The sequence below is a fragment of the Enteractinococcus coprophilus genome, from assembly GCF_006716305.1.
Taxonomy (GTDB): Bacteria; Actinomycetota; Actinomycetes; order Actinomycetales; family Micrococcaceae; genus Yaniella; species Yaniella coprophila.
The window spans coordinates 213,559-232,284 of sequence record NZ_VFOU01000004.1; the positions used below are offsets into that span (position 1 = coordinate 213,559).

At 55.1% G+C, this 18,726-nt stretch carries 28 protein-coding genes; 7 read left to right on the plus strand and 21 right to left on the minus strand.

Going from position 1 to position 18,726, the window contains the following annotated elements; genetic code table 11:
- Nucleotides 1–25: 25 nt before the first annotated feature.
- Nucleotides 26–391: a DUF1801 domain-containing protein gene (locus tag FB556_RS12220; protein WP_211344059.1), complete on the minus strand. Its 366-nt coding sequence runs from the start codon at nt 389–391 to the stop codon at nt 26–28.
- Between the two features lie 216 nt (nt 392–607).
- Nucleotides 608–874, minus strand: a complete 267-nt coding sequence (locus tag FB556_RS13900; protein WP_379984454.1) for a dihydrofolate reductase family protein — start codon at nt 872–874, stop codon at nt 608–610.
- Between the two features lie 480 nt (nt 875–1,354).
- On the opposite strand from FB556_RS13900, the gene FB556_RS12230 reads away from it, so the two are divergent.
- A complete protein-coding gene (locus FB556_RS12230) occupies nt 1,355–1,789 on the plus strand; it encodes a VOC family protein (RefSeq protein ID WP_141868121.1) in 435 nt (144 codons plus the stop codon).
- 11 nt (nt 1,790–1,800) lie between these two features.
- On the opposite strand, the gene FB556_RS12235 is transcribed toward FB556_RS12230, so the two are convergent.
- Nucleotides 1,801–2,160: a flavodoxin family protein gene (locus FB556_RS12235; RefSeq protein ID WP_246057470.1), complete on the minus strand. Its 360-nt coding sequence runs from the start codon at nt 2,158–2,160 to the stop codon at nt 1,801–1,803.
- A gap of 374 nt (nt 2,161–2,534) precedes the next feature.
- Here FB556_RS12235 and FB556_RS12240 point away from each other — a divergent pair, with 374 nt between their 5' ends.
- Nucleotides 2,535–3,026: a hypothetical protein gene (locus FB556_RS12240; protein WP_141868123.1), complete on the plus strand. Its 492-nt coding sequence runs from the start codon at nt 2,535–2,537 to the stop codon at nt 3,024–3,026.
- A 4-nt stretch (nt 3,027–3,030) separates the two neighbouring features.
- Here the strand turns inward: FB556_RS12240 and FB556_RS12245 are convergent, their stop codons facing one another.
- A complete protein-coding gene (locus tag FB556_RS12245; protein WP_141868125.1) occupies nt 3,031–4,152 on the minus strand; it encodes a fatty acid desaturase family protein in 1,122 nt (373 codons plus the stop codon).
- Nucleotides 4,153–4,244: 92 nt separating this feature from the next.
- On the minus strand, nt 4,245–6,158 hold the full coding sequence (locus FB556_RS12250) for a sensor histidine kinase (protein WP_141868127.1): 1,914 nt from the start codon (nt 6,156–6,158) through the stop codon (nt 4,245–4,247).
- 104 nt (nt 6,159–6,262) lie between these two features.
- Here FB556_RS12250 and FB556_RS12255 point away from each other — a divergent pair, with 104 nt between their 5' ends.
- On the plus strand, nt 6,263–6,979 hold the full coding sequence (locus FB556_RS12255; protein ID WP_281280501.1) for a response regulator: 717 nt from the start codon (nt 6,263–6,265) through the stop codon (nt 6,977–6,979).
- A 140-nt stretch (nt 6,980–7,119) separates the two neighbouring features.
- On the opposite strand, the gene FB556_RS12260 is transcribed toward FB556_RS12255, so the two are convergent.
- Nucleotides 7,120–7,791: a TMEM175 family protein gene (locus FB556_RS12260; RefSeq protein WP_141868129.1), complete on the minus strand. Its 672-nt coding sequence runs from the start codon at nt 7,789–7,791 to the stop codon at nt 7,120–7,122.
- 126 nt (nt 7,792–7,917) lie between these two features.
- Here FB556_RS12260 and FB556_RS12265 point away from each other — a divergent pair, with 126 nt between their 5' ends.
- Entirely contained in the window at nt 7,918–8,328 is a 411-nt protein-coding gene (locus FB556_RS12265; protein ID WP_170200467.1) for a pyridoxamine 5'-phosphate oxidase family protein, read from the plus strand.
- A gap of 16 nt (nt 8,329–8,344) precedes the next feature.
- Here FB556_RS12265 and FB556_RS13905 read toward each other — a convergent pair whose 3' ends face one another.
- Both FB556_RS13905 and FB556_RS12275 read right to left on the minus strand, forming a co-directional pair.
- Nucleotides 8,345–8,860, minus strand: a complete 516-nt coding sequence (locus FB556_RS13905; protein WP_141868133.1) for a methyltransferase family protein — start codon at nt 8,858–8,860, stop codon at nt 8,345–8,347.
- Nucleotides 8,861–8,904: 44 nt separating this feature from the next.
- Nucleotides 8,905–9,084 (minus strand): VOC family protein, encoded by a 180-nt coding sequence (locus FB556_RS12275; RefSeq protein ID WP_246057471.1) that lies wholly within the window; start codon nt 9,082–9,084, stop codon nt 8,905–8,907.
- Between the two features lie 194 nt (nt 9,085–9,278).
- Here FB556_RS12275 and arfB point away from each other — a divergent pair, with 194 nt between their 5' ends.
- A complete protein-coding gene (gene arfB / locus FB556_RS12280; protein ID WP_141868137.1) occupies nt 9,279–9,719 on the plus strand; it encodes an alternative ribosome rescue aminoacyl-tRNA hydrolase ArfB in 441 nt (146 codons plus the stop codon).
- Between the two features lie 11 nt (nt 9,720–9,730).
- The gene (locus FB556_RS12285; RefSeq protein ID WP_141868139.1) at nt 9,731–10,363 is read left to right on the plus strand and encodes a M23 family metallopeptidase; all 633 of its coding nucleotides are present in this window, start codon (nt 9,731–9,733) and stop codon (nt 10,361–10,363) included.
- Between the two features lie 48 nt (nt 10,364–10,411).
- Here FB556_RS12285 and FB556_RS12290 read toward each other — a convergent pair whose 3' ends face one another.
- Complete coding sequence (locus FB556_RS12290; RefSeq protein ID WP_141868141.1) at nt 10,412–10,795, minus strand: GNAT family N-acetyltransferase; 384 nt, start codon at nt 10,793–10,795, stop codon at nt 10,412–10,414.
- Nucleotides 10,796–10,838: 43 nt separating this feature from the next.
- Between FB556_RS12290 and FB556_RS12295 the strand changes: the two genes are divergently transcribed.
- Nucleotides 10,839–11,309 carry an SRPBCC family protein gene (locus tag FB556_RS12295; RefSeq protein ID WP_141868143.1) on the plus strand — a complete coding sequence of 157 codons (471 nt, stop codon included), beginning with the start codon at nt 10,839–10,841 and terminating at the stop codon, nt 11,307–11,309.
- Between the two features lie 36 nt (nt 11,310–11,345).
- On the opposite strand, the gene FB556_RS12300 is transcribed toward FB556_RS12295, so the two are convergent.
- The 12 genes from FB556_RS12300 to ychF all read right to left on the minus strand — a co-directional run bounded on the left by FB556_RS12300 (nt 11,346) and on the right by ychF (nt 18,719).
- A complete protein-coding gene (locus FB556_RS12300; RefSeq protein WP_141868145.1) occupies nt 11,346–11,756 on the minus strand; it encodes a GNAT family N-acetyltransferase in 411 nt (136 codons plus the stop codon).
- Between the two features lie 214 nt (nt 11,757–11,970).
- On the minus strand, nt 11,971–12,513 hold the full coding sequence (locus tag FB556_RS12305) for a 2'-5' RNA ligase family protein (RefSeq protein ID WP_141868147.1): 543 nt from the start codon (nt 12,511–12,513) through the stop codon (nt 11,971–11,973).
- Nucleotides 12,514–12,872: 359 nt separating this feature from the next.
- A complete protein-coding gene (locus FB556_RS12310) occupies nt 12,873–13,574 on the minus strand; it encodes a DUF4386 domain-containing protein (RefSeq protein WP_141868149.1) in 702 nt (233 codons plus the stop codon).
- A 290-nt stretch (nt 13,575–13,864) separates the two neighbouring features.
- The gene (locus FB556_RS13445; RefSeq protein ID WP_170200468.1) at nt 13,865–14,014 is read right to left on the minus strand and encodes a hypothetical protein; all 150 of its coding nucleotides are present in this window, start codon (nt 14,012–14,014) and stop codon (nt 13,865–13,867) included.
- Between the two features lies 1 nt (nt 14,015).
- Nucleotides 14,016–14,276 (minus strand): hypothetical protein, encoded by a 261-nt coding sequence (locus tag FB556_RS13570; RefSeq protein WP_141868151.1) that lies wholly within the window; start codon nt 14,274–14,276, stop codon nt 14,016–14,018.
- 82 nt (nt 14,277–14,358) lie between these two features.
- Nucleotides 14,359–15,213, minus strand: coding sequence for a glycerophosphodiester phosphodiesterase family protein (locus FB556_RS12320; protein WP_141868153.1), 855 nt, complete (start codon nt 15,211–15,213; stop codon nt 14,359–14,361).
- A gap of 57 nt (nt 15,214–15,270) precedes the next feature.
- Nucleotides 15,271–15,711, minus strand: a complete 441-nt coding sequence (locus FB556_RS12325; RefSeq protein ID WP_141868154.1) for a YtoQ family protein — start codon at nt 15,709–15,711, stop codon at nt 15,271–15,273.
- A 150-nt stretch (nt 15,712–15,861) separates the two neighbouring features.
- On the minus strand, nt 15,862–16,428 hold the full coding sequence (locus FB556_RS12330) for a type 1 glutamine amidotransferase domain-containing protein (RefSeq protein WP_141868156.1): 567 nt from the start codon (nt 16,426–16,428) through the stop codon (nt 15,862–15,864).
- Between the two features lie 102 nt (nt 16,429–16,530).
- A complete protein-coding gene (locus FB556_RS12335) occupies nt 16,531–16,968 on the minus strand; it encodes an OsmC family peroxiredoxin (protein WP_141868158.1) in 438 nt (145 codons plus the stop codon).
- 167 nt (nt 16,969–17,135) lie between these two features.
- Entirely contained in the window at nt 17,136–17,456 is a 321-nt protein-coding gene (locus FB556_RS12340) for a HigA family addiction module antitoxin (RefSeq protein WP_141868160.1), read from the minus strand.
- On the minus strand, nt 17,431–17,586 hold the full coding sequence (locus FB556_RS12345) for a type II toxin-antitoxin system RelE/ParE family toxin (protein ID WP_141868397.1): 156 nt from the start codon (nt 17,584–17,586) through the stop codon (nt 17,431–17,433). Before FB556_RS12345 ends, FB556_RS12340 begins: the two co-directional genes overlap by 26 nt.
- Nucleotides 17,587–17,633: 47 nt before the next feature.
- Entirely contained in the window at nt 17,634–18,719 is a 1,086-nt protein-coding gene (gene ychF, locus FB556_RS12350; RefSeq protein WP_141868162.1) for a redox-regulated ATPase YchF, read from the minus strand.
- Nucleotides 18,720–18,726: the final 7 nt, after the last annotated feature.

An 18,726-nucleotide genomic window follows, 5' to 3' on the forward strand; every position in this document is an offset into this window, starting at 1 on the left:
CTATTAGCGGTACTGTGAAAGGTTCTCACCGAGCGTTGACAGATACGGCGGATCGTACGATCTCCGCGACGCGTTTTTCGGTCACGTCATCAAGTTCTTCAAGGTACCAGGCCGCTGGAATCAGCTGCCCGTCTTCGCCACCGGCTGGTTTCAATTCTGCCTTTTCACTCAGACCAAGCGTCATCCGCTCGTCATTTCGGAAAAACACTAATACTGGGCTGCTGGCATGTAGCGCGTAACCGGGCATGCCGTACCAAATCCGGGGTTTCAGTTCTGGGGCAGCGGCTGTGATGATCTTATGCATACGCTGCATTGTGGTCCGAGCAGGCTCATCCATGCGATCAATCTTGGCGAGCACCTTTTGAAGATTTTTCTCGTCTTTGGTTGCCATGGACATATCCTTTCTAGAATACCGATTTTTATATCGGTCGCGAGGCTAATGCGCTGGTTAGCGCAGCACCCCACGTGGACATGTCCTGAGAAATTCAGTCCTCTCCACAGTGATTCAGGTTGTTGAACCTGGAAGCGCTGTCGGTGTCGCCTAAAGCGACCACACTCCTATGATACCTCCGGACCATAAGGCCCCGCGATTCCGTGAGGCTTAGTGTCAGTGGCGCCTCAGTAGCGGTCGTACCGCAGAAAGACGGTACCGTCGTCGAATGCTTGTTTCTGTGTGAGTTTCAGTTTTGCGATAGGCACCCTCAGGGAGTGCACGTCGACCTTGGCCGATCATTATCGGAACAATGAAGAGTTCCAAGCGGTCAACAATCCCCGCCCGGAGCGCTTCAGCTGCTGTGAACGGACCGAAGATCTGAGTGATGCCGTTGTTTCTTGCCACAATATGGCGTATATCACTAAGGGTCAGCTCGCGCACTAACTGAGTCCCGTTTGCCAAAAGTTACTCTTGGAGAGGGTAGAGGAAACAACGACCTTATCGATAGCTAGCCAACGTTTGGCAAATTCAACCTCTGCGGCGGAGTGCTCAGCATTTTCAGCTACGGTGGACCAATACTTCATTAGGCTATATGCTCGCCGCCCAAGTATTTCGGTGGTCACGTGGCTCATGCGCTCCAGATGATGCGCAAACACTTCATCGCTCGGAGCCGCCCATTGAAAGTCCGTGTTGCTATTCGCCACATACCCATCAAGAGAAATGGTCGCAGCATAATTCAGCATCCCCATAGCTGCCGCCCTTCAAGGCTATAGAGTCGGCGTGTGGAGCCAAGTGTACAACTGACAGCACGTCTTTTGGCCGGTTATTTTAGATATAGGCCGCTGGCTCACCCTTGCTGTATAGAAGCAAGCGTCTAGGGTGGGTCTTTTCGAGTGACGTCTCATCAGGTACGCTGCCGACATGACTATCAGGCTCGACAACGTCGCCATCGCGGTCCGAGATCTCGAAGCTGCGGTCGCATTTTTCAGCGACCTCGGTCTGGCTGTCCTAGGGCGCGACACGATACGCGGCAAGTGGGCCGATACCGCTGTGGGACTGGATGGAAACCATGTCAAGATCGCCCTGCTACAAACCCCTGACGGTAACGGGCATATAGAACTTTTCGAGTACATTCACCCCAAAGCAATCGAAACCAACCCCACGCTTCCCCACGAAATTGGTATGCACCGGGTGGCTTTCGCGGTTGACGATATCAACGAGGCCCTTGAGATAGCCGCGCGGCACGGTTGCCATCCGTTGCGTGGAGTGGCGACCTATCAGGATTTCTATAAACTCACTTATGTTCGCGGCCCAAGCGGCATCATTGTCATGTTCGCCCAGCAGCTCCAGCCGTAATTCCCTGGTCATCAGTCCGTGAGTTGGACTGTCAAGGTAGCACCCAGGTCTTCGGCTGCGTCGAGATCCTCCTGGGTCACATCGCCCATGGCCTCCACCGTTTCGCCGCGACGGCGCCAGCCCAATCCACCCACGATCCCTTCGACCGATCGAACGGCCCCAGTGGTGTCATACCGACCATGCACAATCAGCCCATATAAACGACGACGAGTGTCTTGGCTGCCGCCGCTTGCACTTCCGTCATCGCTGAGTGACCCGCTGATTTTGAGGAATGTGCTATCGAAGACGTGTTTGAGCGCACCGCTCATGTACCCAAAGTTTGCCGGGGTAATAAACGGGTAGCCGTCTGCGTGTCGGATGATGGTTTTCATCCTGTTCCTCCCGGGCCCATGCCAATGCAGGAATCGAACTGACCTCGACACCCTCAATGTCGGGGTGGTTGGCCCCTCGTAGAGCCGCATGGGGCAGTAACTGTACGCTATCAGTCGGACTGTGGTGTATCACCAGAAGATGTGTCATAACTCCACAATGGCACGCGCAGCTCGTTAGCGCCTACCGCAAATCGCAGCAACACGTAGGAACTCTCATCGAGCAAGCCTCGCAGTCTCTCCAGCCAGTTCGAGGAGGCCCTGAAGTGTTCACCGTTCAGACAGACGAGCCTCGGCAGTGAGCGCTCATATTTCACAGGCGTAAAGCGTTCCCGGGAAACACGCCGCCAGCATCGGGACTGGCGTAGCCTGTGTACATGACCGACATGGTAGCGCAGTGGAGCGATTTCAATGTTGCGATGACCGGTGCGAGCGCGGCGCTCGCTGGTCTCGTTATCGTGGCCGCAAGCGTCAACATTGGCACGATTATTCGAGCCGGCACGCTCACCGCTCGACTCGCGGCCGCAGTCGCGGCCCTCGTTTTGGCCTTAGTCGTCTCTGCTGCGGGCCTTATCCCCGGGATGAGCTCGATATCATATGGTCTCGTGATTATCATTGCGGCAGTCGGGGCTGGGGTGTTCCAATCGCATGCGACATGGATTATTCTGCGCGATCCAGACCAGGCACAGGGCGGCCGTATTTCTAAGTCGACCCTCGGTTTTCTCCCGGTCGTTGCCTATCTCGTATCCGGCATCATGATGGTCAGCGGTCAGCCAAGCAGCCTCCTGTTTGCGGCCGCTGGGGGTATCTTGGCGATCGTGTCGGGAATCCTTGTGTCATGGATCGTGCTCGTCGAGGTGCTCCGCTAATAAATCAGCGCGGCCGGAATTCTGTTTTGACCGGACAGTCCATCGGATCGGCATATCCGAGCCCCACCCGGTTGAGATAGGTGACGATAATCTTATATGCCTCGAAAAGTCCGGTTTCGGTATAAGGGATGCCCCGCTCAGCACAGTGTTGTTTAACTATCGGCCGAACAAAGCGCAGATTCGCACTGGGCATGCGGGGAAATACGTGGTGTTCAATCTGATAGTTCAATCCGCCCATGGCCCATTCAACGAGTCGTCCACCTTTGATATTGCGCGAGGTGAGGACTTGGCGGCTAAGGAAGTCTATCTTTGAGTCTTCGGGAATCAGGGGCATGCCTTTGTGGTTGGGAGCAAAGCTTGCGCCCATATAGACCCCAAATACCATCAGCTGCATGCCCATAAAGGCCGCACCCAACCCTGGCCCCAGCAACCAGATAATGATGATCGGAAAACTGACAAGCCGGATGATCAGAAAAAGCAGTTCTACCCATCGGTGTTTTAGCTTGGGATTTTGCACGACCGATCGAATGGAGTGGTAGTGGAGTGCAAATGCGAAAAGTGTCAGCAACGGAAAGAACAGCCACCCTTGACGTCGGGTAATCCATCCCATGAAACCACCACGATCAGTGTCTTCCCCTGGGACAAACACCAGGGTCCCGGTGGCGATGTCGCCGTCCTTGCCAATGGTATTGGGCACTGCGTGGTGTCGATTGTGTTTGCGAGTCCACCACCCATAGCTCATACCCACGATTAGATTTCCGATAATGCGTGAGAACCACGCATTACGGCTACCAGATGCAAAAATTTGCTGGTGCGCACCATCATGTGCCAGAAATGCGGTTTGTGTGAATAACACACCGAACAGCACCGCGACTGCGAGCTGCCACCACGTATTTCCTAGCGTCACGAGCAAAGCACCAGCACCAACAAATGCGGCTCCTAACAGGATTATGCGCCAAATATAGGCACCGACGCGGCGTTCCATCAGGCCGGCGTCTCGCACCTTTTGCGACAGCTCGAAGAAATCATTGACCTGTTCATGTTGACCTGGTTTTCGGGGTGCCCGACGTCGCGATGCGACAGAACGTGGGGCATTAATGCTGGAGGTTTCAGAAGATGCTGACATATTTCTAACCTTATGCACCGGGTGTGGGCAGCACATCACCCTGCAGAGCCAATCTCACCCCCTACTAGAGTATGGTCTGCAACCAGATACGATCACAGCGCCAGGTGCGCATAGACTGCAAAGCCACCCTCCGGGGTCGGTCCGACTTGGTATGTCCCGCCAACGGCTACGGTGCGTTCGCGGATGCCATCCAGGCCAAGTCCCGAACCTGGGGCGGGCGTCGTTGTCCGATCGGGACGAGGACCATTGATCACCGCGATGCTTATGCGGTCGGTGTTATCAGCAGCCACGGTGATACTTAACTCCACGTCGACGGCTGAACCGGGCGCGTGCCGAAGCGCATTACTCAAGGCCTCCTGGACTATTCGATATGCAGCAAGACCCGTGGCTGGCGCGGTCTTGTCTAGGACATCCTTGTTGGTCGAATCAAAACCGCGGTAGCGAATCTCAGTACCCGATGCTCTGGTTGCTTCAACGAGTGCGTCAATGTCGTCCAACCCAGGGGTGGGTGTGGTGGGAGCATCGTCGTCGTTGCGCAAGATGCTTAGCAGCATACGCATCTCCGACAACGCTTGTCTCGAGGACTTTGCAATCTCGTCAAACTCCCTTTGGGAGGCCTCATCGATGCCCGGATTCCGGTACTGTGCAGTGGCGGCCTGGACGCTGATGACGGACATACTGTGGGCGACCACGTCATGTAATTCTCGGGCAATTCTGTTGCGTTCTGCAAGTTCTTTGCTGCGGCGATCCTGTATTGCACTAGTTCTTTCAGCGGCTTCAAGCCGCCCAGCATTGCGGATCCACATTCTACTCAATGTGGCAGCGACAACGACAGCTCCACTCACTGTTGCAAAAACGATACTATTGCCCAACGCCCCCGCTGGAAGCTCGGGAGCCTCAGCAACCAGAACGCTAATGGTCAGCACCACTCCGGCGCTCCAAGCTGACACCGCGTAGTACCAAGGTCTGGCGAGACCTGCCACAATCAAGACCGCACATTGGGTCAACAGCACCGTAACCGGCCAGGGCCACACCGAAACCTCAGCTGGTGCAGTCACGAGTATTAGTGCACCGGAGGCGACCAGTGAAACGGCTAGACTTATCCATGTCCAGCGCAATGTGGCAACGATGGCTGCACAATGCAACATCGTCCACACCATGACTACGGCCGCATTCACAGAATAGACTGCGCTCACCACCGGCCATGCGACCGCCAGAAGCACGACTGCAGAAAATATTGTGCCAGTGAGAGCCCACGCTGTTGGGCCAAAGGAGGTCTCCGACGATCCCCAAGTATCCTGATAATCGGTGAGAAGCGGATTCTCCTTCCCCGCCTGTGCTGGCCGCTGATTGGCGCCCAGCAACACACTGGTCAGCATTGCATCTACTTCGGCCAGCATCTGCATGACGTGGGCAAGAGTCAAGACAAAGATCAGCCCGATCACGAAGCCCACGCCTGAATCCAAAAGGTACTGGCCTGCAGGGCTTCGCGGCATGAGCGACGGAGTAGTGATCTGGATCAGTTGAATGACAGCCCGCTCGCCGGGGACAAACAACGACCAAAAAAAGTATGTCACCCCGCCAAGGCCAACCGCTGACCAGACCACAGCAAAAACAAAGGCGGTGAGCCGAAGCGGGAAAGCAATGAGTACTTCGAAAACCCAATCCAACCAACGCTGCGGATCTGCAAGAATCCTGAGCCGTCCGGCAATGGTCGGTTGAGTCGGACGATACCTGGCAGGTTCGATGGTCACACCCCAGGCTCGTAACCGGTTTCTAGAAAGTGTCGCAAAAGCAGACGCCATGAGCAGGGTTAGTGGCAATACCACAAGGCCCAACCCGACCACCATTGTGGCGATAGAGATCACGAGCAAACTCAACAGCAGTGAAAAACTAAAAATCGCGATCGGCAGACCAGTAAGCACGTAGATATAATTATCTCCGAGACGCTTATAGACCGAGCCAAAACCCGTTTCATGATTGTGATCAGTGGCTGCTGTGTTCATGCTATTCACTGTAGGGGCATCCTGCTGCCGTTTGCATCACGCTCAAGAGTGAACGTGAACGGTCGCGGTCAGTACTTTTGAGGTAAGTTTGAGGCGTGTCTGACATTCCGCATTCCTTCACTGCATCATCCTCTGCTACAGCGAATGATGGCGTGCGCGTGCTCATCGTGGACGACCAATCTATGATTCGAGCAGGCTTCGCAGCGTTACTGGATGCTCAAGATGACCTCGAGGTTGTGGGGACAGCCGCAGACGGCGCCGGAATCCTAGATGTGGTGCAACATACCAAACCCGATGTTGTGCTGATGGACATTCGGATGCCGAAGGTCAACGGGCTTGAAGCCGCGCGCCTTGTGCTCAGTCAACCCGGGAAGGTGCCAAAGATTCTGATGCTCACGACATTCGATGCCGATGAATACGTCTTCTCAGCACTCCGGGCTGGCGCCAGTGGTTTTCTGCTCAAAGATGCTACCCCCGAAGAATTGGTCAATGCTGTTCGCGTGGTCGCCGCAGGCGATGCATTGCTCTCTCCTCAAATCACCAAGACTCTGATTTCCGACTACCTGTCTCGGCCCGCAACACCACAGACTGCACAAGCCGTCAAGGACCTGCTCACCGAACGCGAGCTGGAAGTCACCCGCCTTGTGGCTCGCGGATTTTCCAACGTGGAAATCGCAGAGTCGCTTTCGCTTGCCGAACAAACCGTCAAAACGCACGTGTCCCGGATTCTGAGCAAGCTCAGCCTTCGTGATCGTGTCCAAATTGTCGTGACCGCCTATGAATCTGGTCTCGTCAGACCAGGCGAAGCGAAATTCGCATGACCGCGAGCTACACCACAATTTAGGCAGACTGATCACATGCTCGTCAATATCAATATTGCTAGCATGCCCGTTGGTCTTAGCCTTCGGGGCCGACCAATCGGAATGTTGAGCTAGAATCCGTAGCGGACGGACTGACAGGATTATTCTGGTGCCTTTGGCGTTGATGGCTGCCCTTGGAACCTAGTATCTGCGTGGCCAACAAGGCGATCACCCAGGGGCCCGAGAATGAGTAAAGCGAGCCAGCAGAACTTCGCCGTATTGCCGTCGGTGAGATACGCCACCGGAATGGAGACGAGAAAGACTATCGGTGCACCCAGCGAGTTGATAGCCCGCGCTCTGAGCTGCTTACGATTTAATGGTTTTATCAACAGGCCACGCCGCGCCGCGATCTGCAGCATCATCGCATGGGCCATAACTGCGAGCGCAATGTTGACGGCATAAACCGCGGTCGGCAACGGCAGGTCGTCGGTATGTGGGTCGCTTATGCCCTGTGTTGTGAACGGTATGAAGATAATGAGGCCGGCCACGACGATATTCCACGTGATCGTAGTCGGGTCCAGGCCGGTGAAGTTTGCCAGCATCGCATGGTTACGTCGCCAGAAGGCCACGATAACAAGGAAGCTGATCAGAAACCCCAATAGCTGAGAACCAATTCCCTGCGTGAAGAAAGCCTCTATACTGCTCCAGGCTTCCGGCGAGGTGACGTCAATGTTAAGGACCAGCAACGTCACCGCGAAAGCATAGATCGCATCCAAGAACCCGAGTACGCGATCAAAACTTGAAGTTTCTCGCTGATACACCGGCGCCGTCATGCTCAAAGACTAATGTGCGCTTGCAGACCTCACAAGCAGTCTGCGCCAAGGCATATCACCAGCGTAGGCCACCCTGTAGCATTGAAATCGCTAGTCGAAGTAGTGTCGTCTGCTGGAGAGTGGATCATGAGCGCAGTTGAAAATCTATCCGAGAAGCAATGTTGGGAGCTACTGCGAAGCGCCGAGGTGGGACGGCTGGCCGTCATCGTCGGTGACCACCCTGAGATCTTCCCGGTGAACTATGCGGTGGATCAAGGCACGGTGCTCTTTCGCTCCGCGGCAGGCACCAAAGTGACCAGCGCGTTGAGCGATGCACCCGTGGCGTTCGAAGCCGACGGATACGACGCCGAGACGGGATTGGTCTGGAGCGTCGTCGTCAAAGGTCAGGCCACCACGTTTCGGGCCATTGAAGAAGCTGTCAATTCCCTTAAGGTTGAGGTTCGCCCCTGGCAGGAGGGCAAGAAAGAACGCTTCATCCGTATACGTTCCCATGAAGTTACCGGGCGCCGTTTCCCCAAGACATCGCAAGGGGCCTAAGCCTCGTATTACCTAATTATCGATGCACCTTCGTAACAGTGCGACGCGGTACACCGAACCATCGCGGTGTCACCGCTCGATAGCGTTTAAATTCTATTCCGAAGCGTTGCTGTAGTACCGCCTCTTCAGCTGGTATTTGTGTTCGATCGATGACGGCTGCGAACAGTGCAACAGGAATCAGAGCGGGCCACGAGCGCCGCCACACGGCATGTGCGGTCAGCACCCCTGCTAACCCCAGATACATTGGATTCCGAGTCAACCTATTGGGTCCCGATACGACCAGCGTGCTCGTATCCAACGTTTCGGGATTGACGGTCGTATGATATCGCCGAAACTCTAGAACCGCACCGCCCATTAACAGACCTGCCCCACCCCCTATAATCGCCCCAGCTATTCTAGATCCTTTCGAGCTCGCGCGTTTTTCGCTCAACAATATTTGAACACCGAAAGCGACCGCGGCGAGCACGGGAGGGGGTACGTGTTGTTTTCGCGAACCCGCGTCTGCATCAGATCTGTGTTGGTCGTCGTCCATAGTATTCACCTTTGCTATCTCACCGGCTGCGGCAAGCCACCGATTCACCGTGCCGCATAGACACCCAACCGATTGCCACTCGGATCAGTGAATTCAAATCGGCGTCCACCGACTTCGGAGTCGCCGTCAACAGATTTGATGCCGGTGTAGTTCGGACCGTAATCATTGAACTCCCACCCGAATGCCAATTCATAGAACGTGCGAGTGACTTGCAGGTCGGTCACTCCGAACTCTATGTAGCTGAGGGTGTGATGACTTTCGGCGACCATGGGATCTCTCCAAACATGAGGTTTCATTGCATCTAGTTTTCCACTACCCTGCGCCGACGTCTATGCACATCAGAAAGCTGCACTGACAGGTAGTGCTGATGTGACTTGATGCCACGCAGACGGCGCTATCGTGCAGGTACGCTGAAGACATGCAGGAATTGCACATACCAGCTGGTCCCGGTGCACCTCGCGGACTCCGCATCCCAGCAGCCGAGCTGACCGAAGAGTTCTCTCGTGCCTCAGGGCCCGGCGGGCAAGGTGTCAACACCGCCGATTCGCGGGTTCAGCTCAGTCTGGACCTCAGGGCAACATCTGCGCTAGACGAAACCCAACGACAGCGTGTTCTGAAACGATTAGCTTCGAGACTCTCCGGCACGGTCCTCACCATTGACGCAGCCGAACACCGGTCACAGCACCACAATCGGAAAGCAGCAAGACAACGTTTAGCAGCCCTGTTACGCGAAGCCGTGATGCCAGAAATCGTGCGACGGCAGACCCGGCCCACCCGCGGTTCGAAACGTCGTCGACTCGAAGCAAAACGGAGACGCGCCGAGATTAAGCGCAATCGCAAACCTCCCAGGCCTGATTAAGGAGTGCGCACATGTCACCCGGTGAACCGTTGAACATTACCTATCCATTTCACGGCAGGTGGCAGGTACGCAATAGCCCGGCCAATCGCGTGCCGAGTCATGGCACGGCTGTCTTTGGGCTCAGTTACGCCATCGATTTCGTTCCCGTGGACGACGAGGGACGCTCTGCGTCTTTCACCCTGGGTTCGTTGATTCAATCCGAACCGCCTGAGTCATTTACGGGCTTTGGCAGACCGATTCTCTCCCCCGTCGACGGCCTCGTTGTGGGGGTGCATGATGCCGAAGTCGATCATCACGCTTATCGTGGTTTCGCCTCGATCGGTTATGCGCTGACCCAGCGTCGTCGCGCAGGAGCCGGTTGGCTGGTTCTTGCCGGCAACCATGTGTTTATCCAGACGGTCCATGTGACCGGTACCGTTGTGGTTGCACTGTGCCATTTACAGCAAGGCAGTGCGGAAGTAACGGTTGGCCAACGGGTCGAGTCCGGGCAATCGATTGGGCGCTGCGGTAACTCAGGAAATAGTACCGAACCCCACCTGCATCTGCATGCTGTTGACAGCCTGGACATCCTACGGGCTAACGCCGTTCCAATTCAGTTCGATGGTACAGTCCCGCACAATGGGATCATCGTTGAACGACACTGAGATTTTGGGGGAATTAATCCGCGAACGGAATCACTCATTGATGAAGTTCTAGAGCTCTTTGAAGTATCGGGTAACCGGCCACCGGTGGTACTCGGCCGTTTCACAGCCAAGCCTTGCTGCTTCATGCTCCGGGTCACCGCCGGTCTCCACCATGACCATGCTCATCCCGGCATCTTGGATTTCTTGGTGGTCCTGATTCATCAACCGCTGCCGCTGATGTTCAGAGGGAACACACAACACGTAGATCTCCCCCATTTTGTCTTCCGGGTGGATCCGTATGCTGATCCGCGCGACCACAAGGTCATCAATTTCTGCGACGGTGACGCTATCGGAGTCGTCATCAAGCACCGCGCCAAGGTCTAACATCTGGCGGGCTTCCCAACCTTGAGGGTAGAAATTGTCGTAAACAAAGCCGGGGACAGCGTAAAACAAAACACCCCTAGACGATGTTGAGGACCAGTGGAAGAGTGGTGACATGACAGAACAACGCATCATCAGCGCGGAGCGCGAAGTCGCACTCCCAGCCGCCGAAATCTTCAAACTCATCGCCGATCCAGTTCGTCACCCGCAGTTCGATGGCAACGACAACCTCGCCCACGCCGATCAAGGGCAGCGCATTGCGCGCGTTGGTCAGACCTTCACCATGGAACTCACCAGCGGCCAACGTCGGGTCAACGAAGTCGTAGAGTTTGAAGAAGGCCGACTCGTCGCGTGGAAGCCAGCACCGGTTGGCGAGGATCCTCCCGGCCATCTATGGCGATGGGAGCTCGAGCCGATCGATAACGTCACGACCTTGGTCCGTCACACCTATGACTGGAGTGAGCTCACTGATGAGAGCCGATTCGAGCGTGCCCGAGAGAACACTGAAGAAGCCCTCGACCGGTCAATCACCAAGCTCGCTGAGTTGGCTGAAGCAATAGACGCCGGCGCCGAGGTCACCGACTGACTACACGACCTCTGACCGGGTACTCCAAGATCAGGCTCATGTTCGTGTTGAAAGCTCTTTTGTCATCCGGAACTTCGTCAGGTCGACGCCGTTGATCACCGGGTGTTGCTCTGCCTCGACCTGAAAACCGTAGGCCTCAAAAAACGCCTGGGCAGTAATGCTGACATTCGCCGTAAGTCGTCGCGCTGCATAGCTTCGCGCCCGATATTCCAAGAACGTTATAAGTTCTCGCCCTACCCCTCTGCGGGTAAAACCGGGGGCCACATACATCAGGTTGATATAGCCTTCTTCGCTGACATCCGAGAAACCAGCAACTTGCTCGTCCACAACAGCCACGTAACTACTACGACGACGCATCGACTGATCCCAGGCTGAGATGTCAGTTCGCTCGGGCCGAGCCCACGCGACAATCTGTTCGGGCGTGTAATCTGCTGACGCCGTGTTCATAATCGCTCTGCGAAAGATTCGTAAAGTCGCCTCCGCCTCCGTCCTTCTGTACGCGCAGATTCGAAGTGCTTCGCCGGTTTTCACATCACCATTTTATTCTCACACCAACAATACGACGCGCTCATTTGTAACGAGCGTCAGCGCGTGTTCCCGATCAGCCCAGGCACCCGATAACATCGGCCACCCACACGTTTTAATGCATTAACTGTCATCCTCAGGTCAGATCGGATGCGCCAAGCACGCTATCGTTCATAGTGGCGCCTGCCAGGACTCTCAGCTCTTGCGCTCGTGGACGCCAGAATGCTGCTCGTACAGCAGTAAATTCTTTGAGATGTGAAGATGTCAGCTCATCAAGAGCGCGCATATATTCTGGAACAATCTCACGGGGTAGTCGCAGGCCTACTGTCAAGTGGGGTATCCAGCGCGGTCCACGCCCATCCGGGTTCAGCGCACTGATCTGACGAGCAGCTCTCTCCAGCTCGTCAGTGGTTTCTAGGAGCCAAGCGACAGTTTGTTTGCGCTTCGTTCCGAACACAACGCTGCCCACTCGTTTCAGAGACGCTGGAACCACCGGCGGAAGTAACTCGGCTGCACACTGAACGACATCGGCGGGCATTGCGGGTGAGAAAGTGATCGTCACGTGCGGGGTCTGCTGCTGTGCTTGAAATCCGCGTTCTGCCAGACGTTTGAAGACGTCTCGAACCTGTTGTTCGTCGTCTTCTGCCAGATGCAAAAGTATGTTGTCTGGTGACGCCATCTATAGTGGTCTCCTCAGTCTGGGTACAATGCCGATGACACATGTTCAGGTAATGCTATTGCCGATTCGGGTGGTTCAACGGTAAGCGATCTGTAGTCTCAAGTTGTTCCTAGCTTGGCATAATTCTATGACTCTGCTCGAGCACTCTCCGTCGCGCGGTAAACGACTGTTCAATGCTTTACACATTGTGCGTCGTATTAACTGAGGGACTGTCTTTGCGTTACATAGGTTTCAAATCTTCGGCGCGTTCGTTAATCAAAATCGTTATGTGATGGGGGAACGCAAGAATCGTCGCACCATGAGGAGAAGTAGTTGATCAACGAATTTGTGGCTCGAAACAGGTTGTCACTCTCACCAGCCTAAGCTCGCAACGGGACTTCCTGGTGGGCCGTTCCGCTGTCACGTATGCCACGTGCGATGAGATAGATCGCAAACGAGATCTCCCACGCGAAGATTGGCACGACGAAGAATATAGCGAATGCGTTACTCGCATCTGCGATGTTGAGCATCAAACCCACATTCCAGACGAAAACGAGCGGGCCTCCGATGAGCCCCAGCATCGGGATAATCCTTGGTACCAGCCGTTTTCGATACAGCAGCGTTGTGATCACGACAGTATTGAACGAGCAAATTAATCCTGGTCCCAAGATAAACGCGGCCTCGACTACCTGAATGAGTGCGATGTCGACTACTTCTAAGATCGGTTCGCCCCCTAATCCGTCCGAGCCATTCAATCCTGGATCTGTCAATATCACAGCGAACATGGCAGCAGCACCGGTTCCAATGACTGCTGCCTCCAGGGTACGTAGACCCACATAGCCGATCGCCAAGTGAGGGCCCTTGTCTCGTAGCAGTGGGTAGAGCGCAACAGAAGTGCCCACAACCGCGGCAGCCAAAATTACCTCAAGCACCATACCAAATACGAGCAAGGGTTCCGCACGAGTCGCCAAGCTTGGGTCCTCAAGAAACGGCATATACAGGATTCGCGCACCGACGCTCGTGACGTGGGTGATCAGGTACAAAATGCCGGCAAAAACTGCTGCTCTACGTCCCGGACTCATGATGACTCCCCTGAGGAGTGACTCAGACGAGGTGCGCGTCACACTCCTGGTAGGTTTGACGCTAATCCGGCTGCCCTACCATGTCAATGCTTGTGGATATCGGCCAAGAAATGGACTGAAAAGTGCCTCTCCTTTGGCAAACTTGGGAAAGGATCGCCGCACCAAGACCCCGGTTCCTTGGCGTTGACGCACGCGGGGCCTGTTATCCCATCAGGCCCCGCCATCTGAGTTACTGTAATATGATGTGCTCCGGGTACAGTTCGATCACTGCCTGCGCCCACTGCGAGTAATCAGCTGGGCACATGTTGCATGCCGTATACCATGATTTCAGCCATGTTCGCTTCGGTTTGCTCACGGTCGGCTTCATCCATACCTTCTGGGATCATGCCAAGGAACAGTGGTGAGCTCTCGATATGAACCTGAACAGTTGTAGTGTCCACGTCATGAAAACTGAAGACCCCGCTCAGCCAAGGCAGCCTCTACATCTCCCTGCCCGGCATCAGCACTCTCGCTTGCACCGAGATCTTGGTCTTCTGCCACCGCGGAAACTTCGGTATCATTTTTTAGCTCTGCCGTTGCGGTTTCGCTCGGAACATCGTCGGTCTCCCGCGGAGCTGATGCTTCAGAACCACAGCCTGAAAGCAATAGACTCGCTAGCAGCACCGAAGTAAGAAGTGTGTTCTTAGTGGTAATGCGAGACATACAGCCTCATTCGTAGGCAAGCGGTGCATCTAATCTAGTGGTTTCTGGTTGTTTACTACCGTATGCGTAGTACATACAGGTTTCATGACCCCTGATTCTGCAAGCGCTGGGGCCAAATTCCCCTCGCGCCAAACACTTGAGCAACCGCCGGCCCGTTGTCTGTCACAATCCCGTCAACGCCCATTGCCAGGAGGTTTTTCATCTGTTGCGGGTCATTGATGACCCACACGTGCACAGCAATCCCTGCTGCGTGGCAGGCATCAACAAACCGCTGTGTCACCACCCGGATTGGCCCTTGGCGCATCGGGATCTGGACCGCATCGAGCGGCAGTCTCCGGCGCAGGCCACGAACCATAGCCTTGAAAGCACCTATGCGGCGAGTTGACCGCAAGAGGACGACTGTCTCTATGCCGCCAGACGACGCCACGGACGGGTCTGTCGAACGCAGGTTGTCGAAGAACAGCCGCCGATGGGCGTCTCTGAATGAGGTGATAAGCACTCTGCACCAGGCGTTCTGGCGTCGCAGAATCTCAACCATCAGGGCAGCTGACGCACGGTCTTTCAGATCAACGTTAAATCGCGTCGTCGGGAACGTCTCAAGTAGCTCTTCGAAGAGCACCAGCGGCTCAGAAATGATCTCGTTGCGGGGTGCTGCGCCGATGATCTGCACGGATGCTAACTCATCCCACGTGGTGCTGGAGAGGGGTCCGGTCCCCGTGGTGATGCGGTCGAGGGTTTCATCGTGGAACACCACGACCTTGTTGTCTGCGGTGGTGCGCACATCGAGTTCCACATATCCAAAGCCGGCGTTAACTGCGTTACGCACCGCAGTTAGAGTGTTCTCGCGTTGTATGTCGGCACCACGATGGGCCAGTGCAACCGGCCAGCCAGACTGCCCTGGCAGCGAGTCAGCAAAATAGGAATGAGTTGACGGCATGTGTTCGCGGCAGCCTTACGCACCCATCAAGAGCAGTGCGTGATCAAGGTATTAATCTCAAGCTTTGAGTACATACCGCAGGATCTCAACGACCTGGTCGGTTGTCGTACACCAGGCCTGAGCCTCGGCATCGACTTCTTTGAGCGGATGGACGATATCTGCCTCGTGCAGGGTCACGTAGGGTTTCCCCAGCGCAGCGCAGTAACCCGCATCGAAGGCAGCATTCCACTGCTTGTACTGGTCTCCGAAGCGCACCACCACTAGGTCTGCCTTTTCGATCAGCGTGCGCGTGCGAATTGCATTGACTTTGGCAGATTGGTGATCACGCCAGAACTGGCTTTCGGTTCCGCCTAGATGGTCGCCGGCCGCATCACTTGCGGGGTGGTCGGTCACCGGTGCGGTGAAGACGATGTCCAGTCCGGCCGCCTTCGCGCCGCGCTGGATTTCTTCACGCCAGTCGGTGTGAATTTCGCCGGAAAGATAGACGGTGAAGCTCATCGGTCAGGGCTCCTTTATCGAGTGGGGAGGAGTTTGCTAAGGCTCATTCATCATGACAGTGCTTTCGTTCTCACCATAACGCACATGAAAAACCCGCCACCGATCGCTCGGTGACGGGCCTTTCACTTAGACATACTGGCAAGAGCAGTGTCAGACGGTTTGTTGGCGGTGTTTCCCTTCAGCTGCTTCTTCAAGCAGCTTGGCGTTGAACGCCTCGAGATCGCCTGGATGTCGAGAGGTGGTCAGGCCGTTATCGACGACAACTTCCTGGTCGACCCAATTCGCGCCGGCATTTTTCAAATCGATGGAGATCTTATCGACACTCGTCACGGTGCGTCCTTCTACAACACCAGCGTTAATGAGTATCCACGGGCCGTGGCAGATTGACGCAACCGGTTTCTTTGCTGAAAAGAACCCGCGCACGAAGTTCAAAACGTCGTCGTTAGTCCTGAGTGCATCGGCGTTCAAAGTGCCACCGGGCAAGACCAAAGAGTCGAAATCTTCGACCTTCGCTTCACTGATGTGGCGATCAACGCTAAAGGAATCTCCGTGTTCCCAGTCGCCCTGCATCGCGGTGATGCTGTCTTTCTTATCGGACACCAACACAGGGGTGGCTCCCGCTTTCTTGACGGCTTCCCAGGGCGAGGTCAGCTCATCCTGTTCAACGCCGTTGGTAGCGACGAACGCAATTGTCTGTCCGGTCAAATTCTCAGTCATACATCCTCCTGGAATCATCGAAGATATCTTCCACCATCCAGACAAACACCCTGCAATCCATCCCGCAAGGGTTGTTCAACGACGTGCAGTTCTCGTCTCGGATCAGGCGAGGGTGGCGTTCAGCGTGATTTCCACGCCCTGCAGTGCTTTCGAAACGGGGCAAGTGTCCTTGGCTTCAGCTGCAAGACGCTGAAAGTCAGCGTCTTCGATACCCTCGATCGTCGAGTTGTTGACAAGTTCGATACCGGTAATGCCGCCTTCAGCGATGTTGAATGTGACATTTGCGGTGCTCTCAATGGTGGTCGGCGGAGTGCCGTTCTCGGAGAGCATGTTCGAAAATTGCATTGAGAAACACGTCGCTAAAGCAGCACCGATGAGCTCCTCGGGGGAAGTGGTACCGCGCTCGGACTCCTCAGAGCGAGCTTTCCAGTGCGTTGGAAGAGTCCCAAGCTGGGATGTCTCCAGGCTGACGGTACCGCTACCGGATTTGAGATCGCCGTTCCAGACGGTCTTGGCGGAGTTAGTAACAGGACGAGGCATGAATTCTCCTTAGATCAAATATCTCAGTTACACGGTGAGACCGTGCTTGTTGCTCACTGTAACACCGACCCAGGACGGATCAACAGGTAGCGTTCGGTGCGATCCACAACGCCGCTTGGTTGACTACCGCTCAAGTATGTCAATACGAATTTCTCTGGGAAGACGGCTCACGCGACCTTCAAAGGCGTAATCTCAGCGATCTTATCCCGCAGTATCCTACGCTTAAGTCGCAGCTCGTAATGAGATTGCAAGTTCATCCAAAACTCTTCAGACGTGCCGAAGTACCGCGCCAGACGGATAGCGGTCTCAGCGGTAATGCCCCGCTTACCATGCACGATCTCATTAATTCGGCGCGGCGGCACCCCTATCGAAACAGCCAGTTTGTTCTGCGTGCTGCCAAAGCCCTCGATGAAGTCCTCCATCAGGACCTCTCCCGGGTGAATGGGATCAATCAGGTTTTCTTCAGTGATAGTCGACGAGTTCGACATTGTCTGCACCTCCATCTCTCCAGACGAAGCGGATACGCCATTGCGCGTTCCCACGAATACTGTGCTGCCCACGACGGTCGCCAGATAGTTGCTCTAACCGGTTTCCAGGTGGGATTCGGAGATCTGCGATATCCTTCGCAGCGTGGCATCAGCCTATAACGGGACACGTCAATAACGCTAGACGTTAAAGCGGAATTCGACGACGTCGCCGTCTTGCATCAGGTAGTCTTTGCCTTCAAGGCGGACTTTACCTTGCGCTTTGGCTTCAGCCATAGAACCGGCTGCGACGAGATCCTCGAACGACACCACTTCGGCACGAATGAAACCACGCTGGAAGTCGGTGTGAATGACGCCGGCAGCTTCAGGTGCGGTATCACCCTTGTGAATAGTCCAGGCCCGTGCTTCTTTTGGCCCGGCTGTTAGGTAGGTCTGTAGGCCTAGGGTTTCAAAACCGACACGCGCTAGCTGGTCCATTCCGGATTCTTCGCGACCGGCCATCTCCAACATCTCGCGGGCTTCGTCTTCGGACATATCAACAAGCTCCGACTCGAACTGCGCATCGAGGAATACCGCCTGAGCCGGCGCGACCATGTCAGCCAGTTCTTTTTGACGTTCCTCATCAGCCAATACGCCGTCGTCTGAGTTGAAGACGTAAATAAATGGCTTGGCGGTTAGTAGGTTTAACTCCCGCAGCAAGTCCATTTCGAGCTTGTCGGAGTCAATCGACGAGAAGATGGTATCGCCGCGTTCCAGGACTGCTTGGGCAGCAAGCATTGCGTCAAGAACTTCTTTATCAGTCTTTTTGCCTTTGACCTCTTTTTCGACGCGCGGAATGGCGCGTTCAAGGGTCTGCATGTCGGCAAGAATTAATTCGGTGTTGATCGTCTCGATGTCTGAGGACGGATCGATCTCACCATCAACGTGGATAACGTCGGTGTCTTCGAAGACACGAACGACCTGGGCGATGGCCGAGGATTCACGAATGTTGGCCAGGAACTGGTTACCTAGACCTTCGCCTTCGGAAGCCCCCTTAACAATGCCAGCGATATCGACGAATGAGACAGTTGCCGGCAGTAACTTTTGTGAACCAAAGATTTCCGCGAGCTTGTCCAATCTCTCATCGGCGAGGTTCACGATCCCGACGTTTGGCTCAATCGTCGCGAACGGGTAGTTCGCGGCAAGAACCGTCTGGCGAGTGATGGCATTAAATAACGTTGACTTACCGACGTTGGGCAGTCCGACAAAACCTATTGATAAAGACACGGCCCCT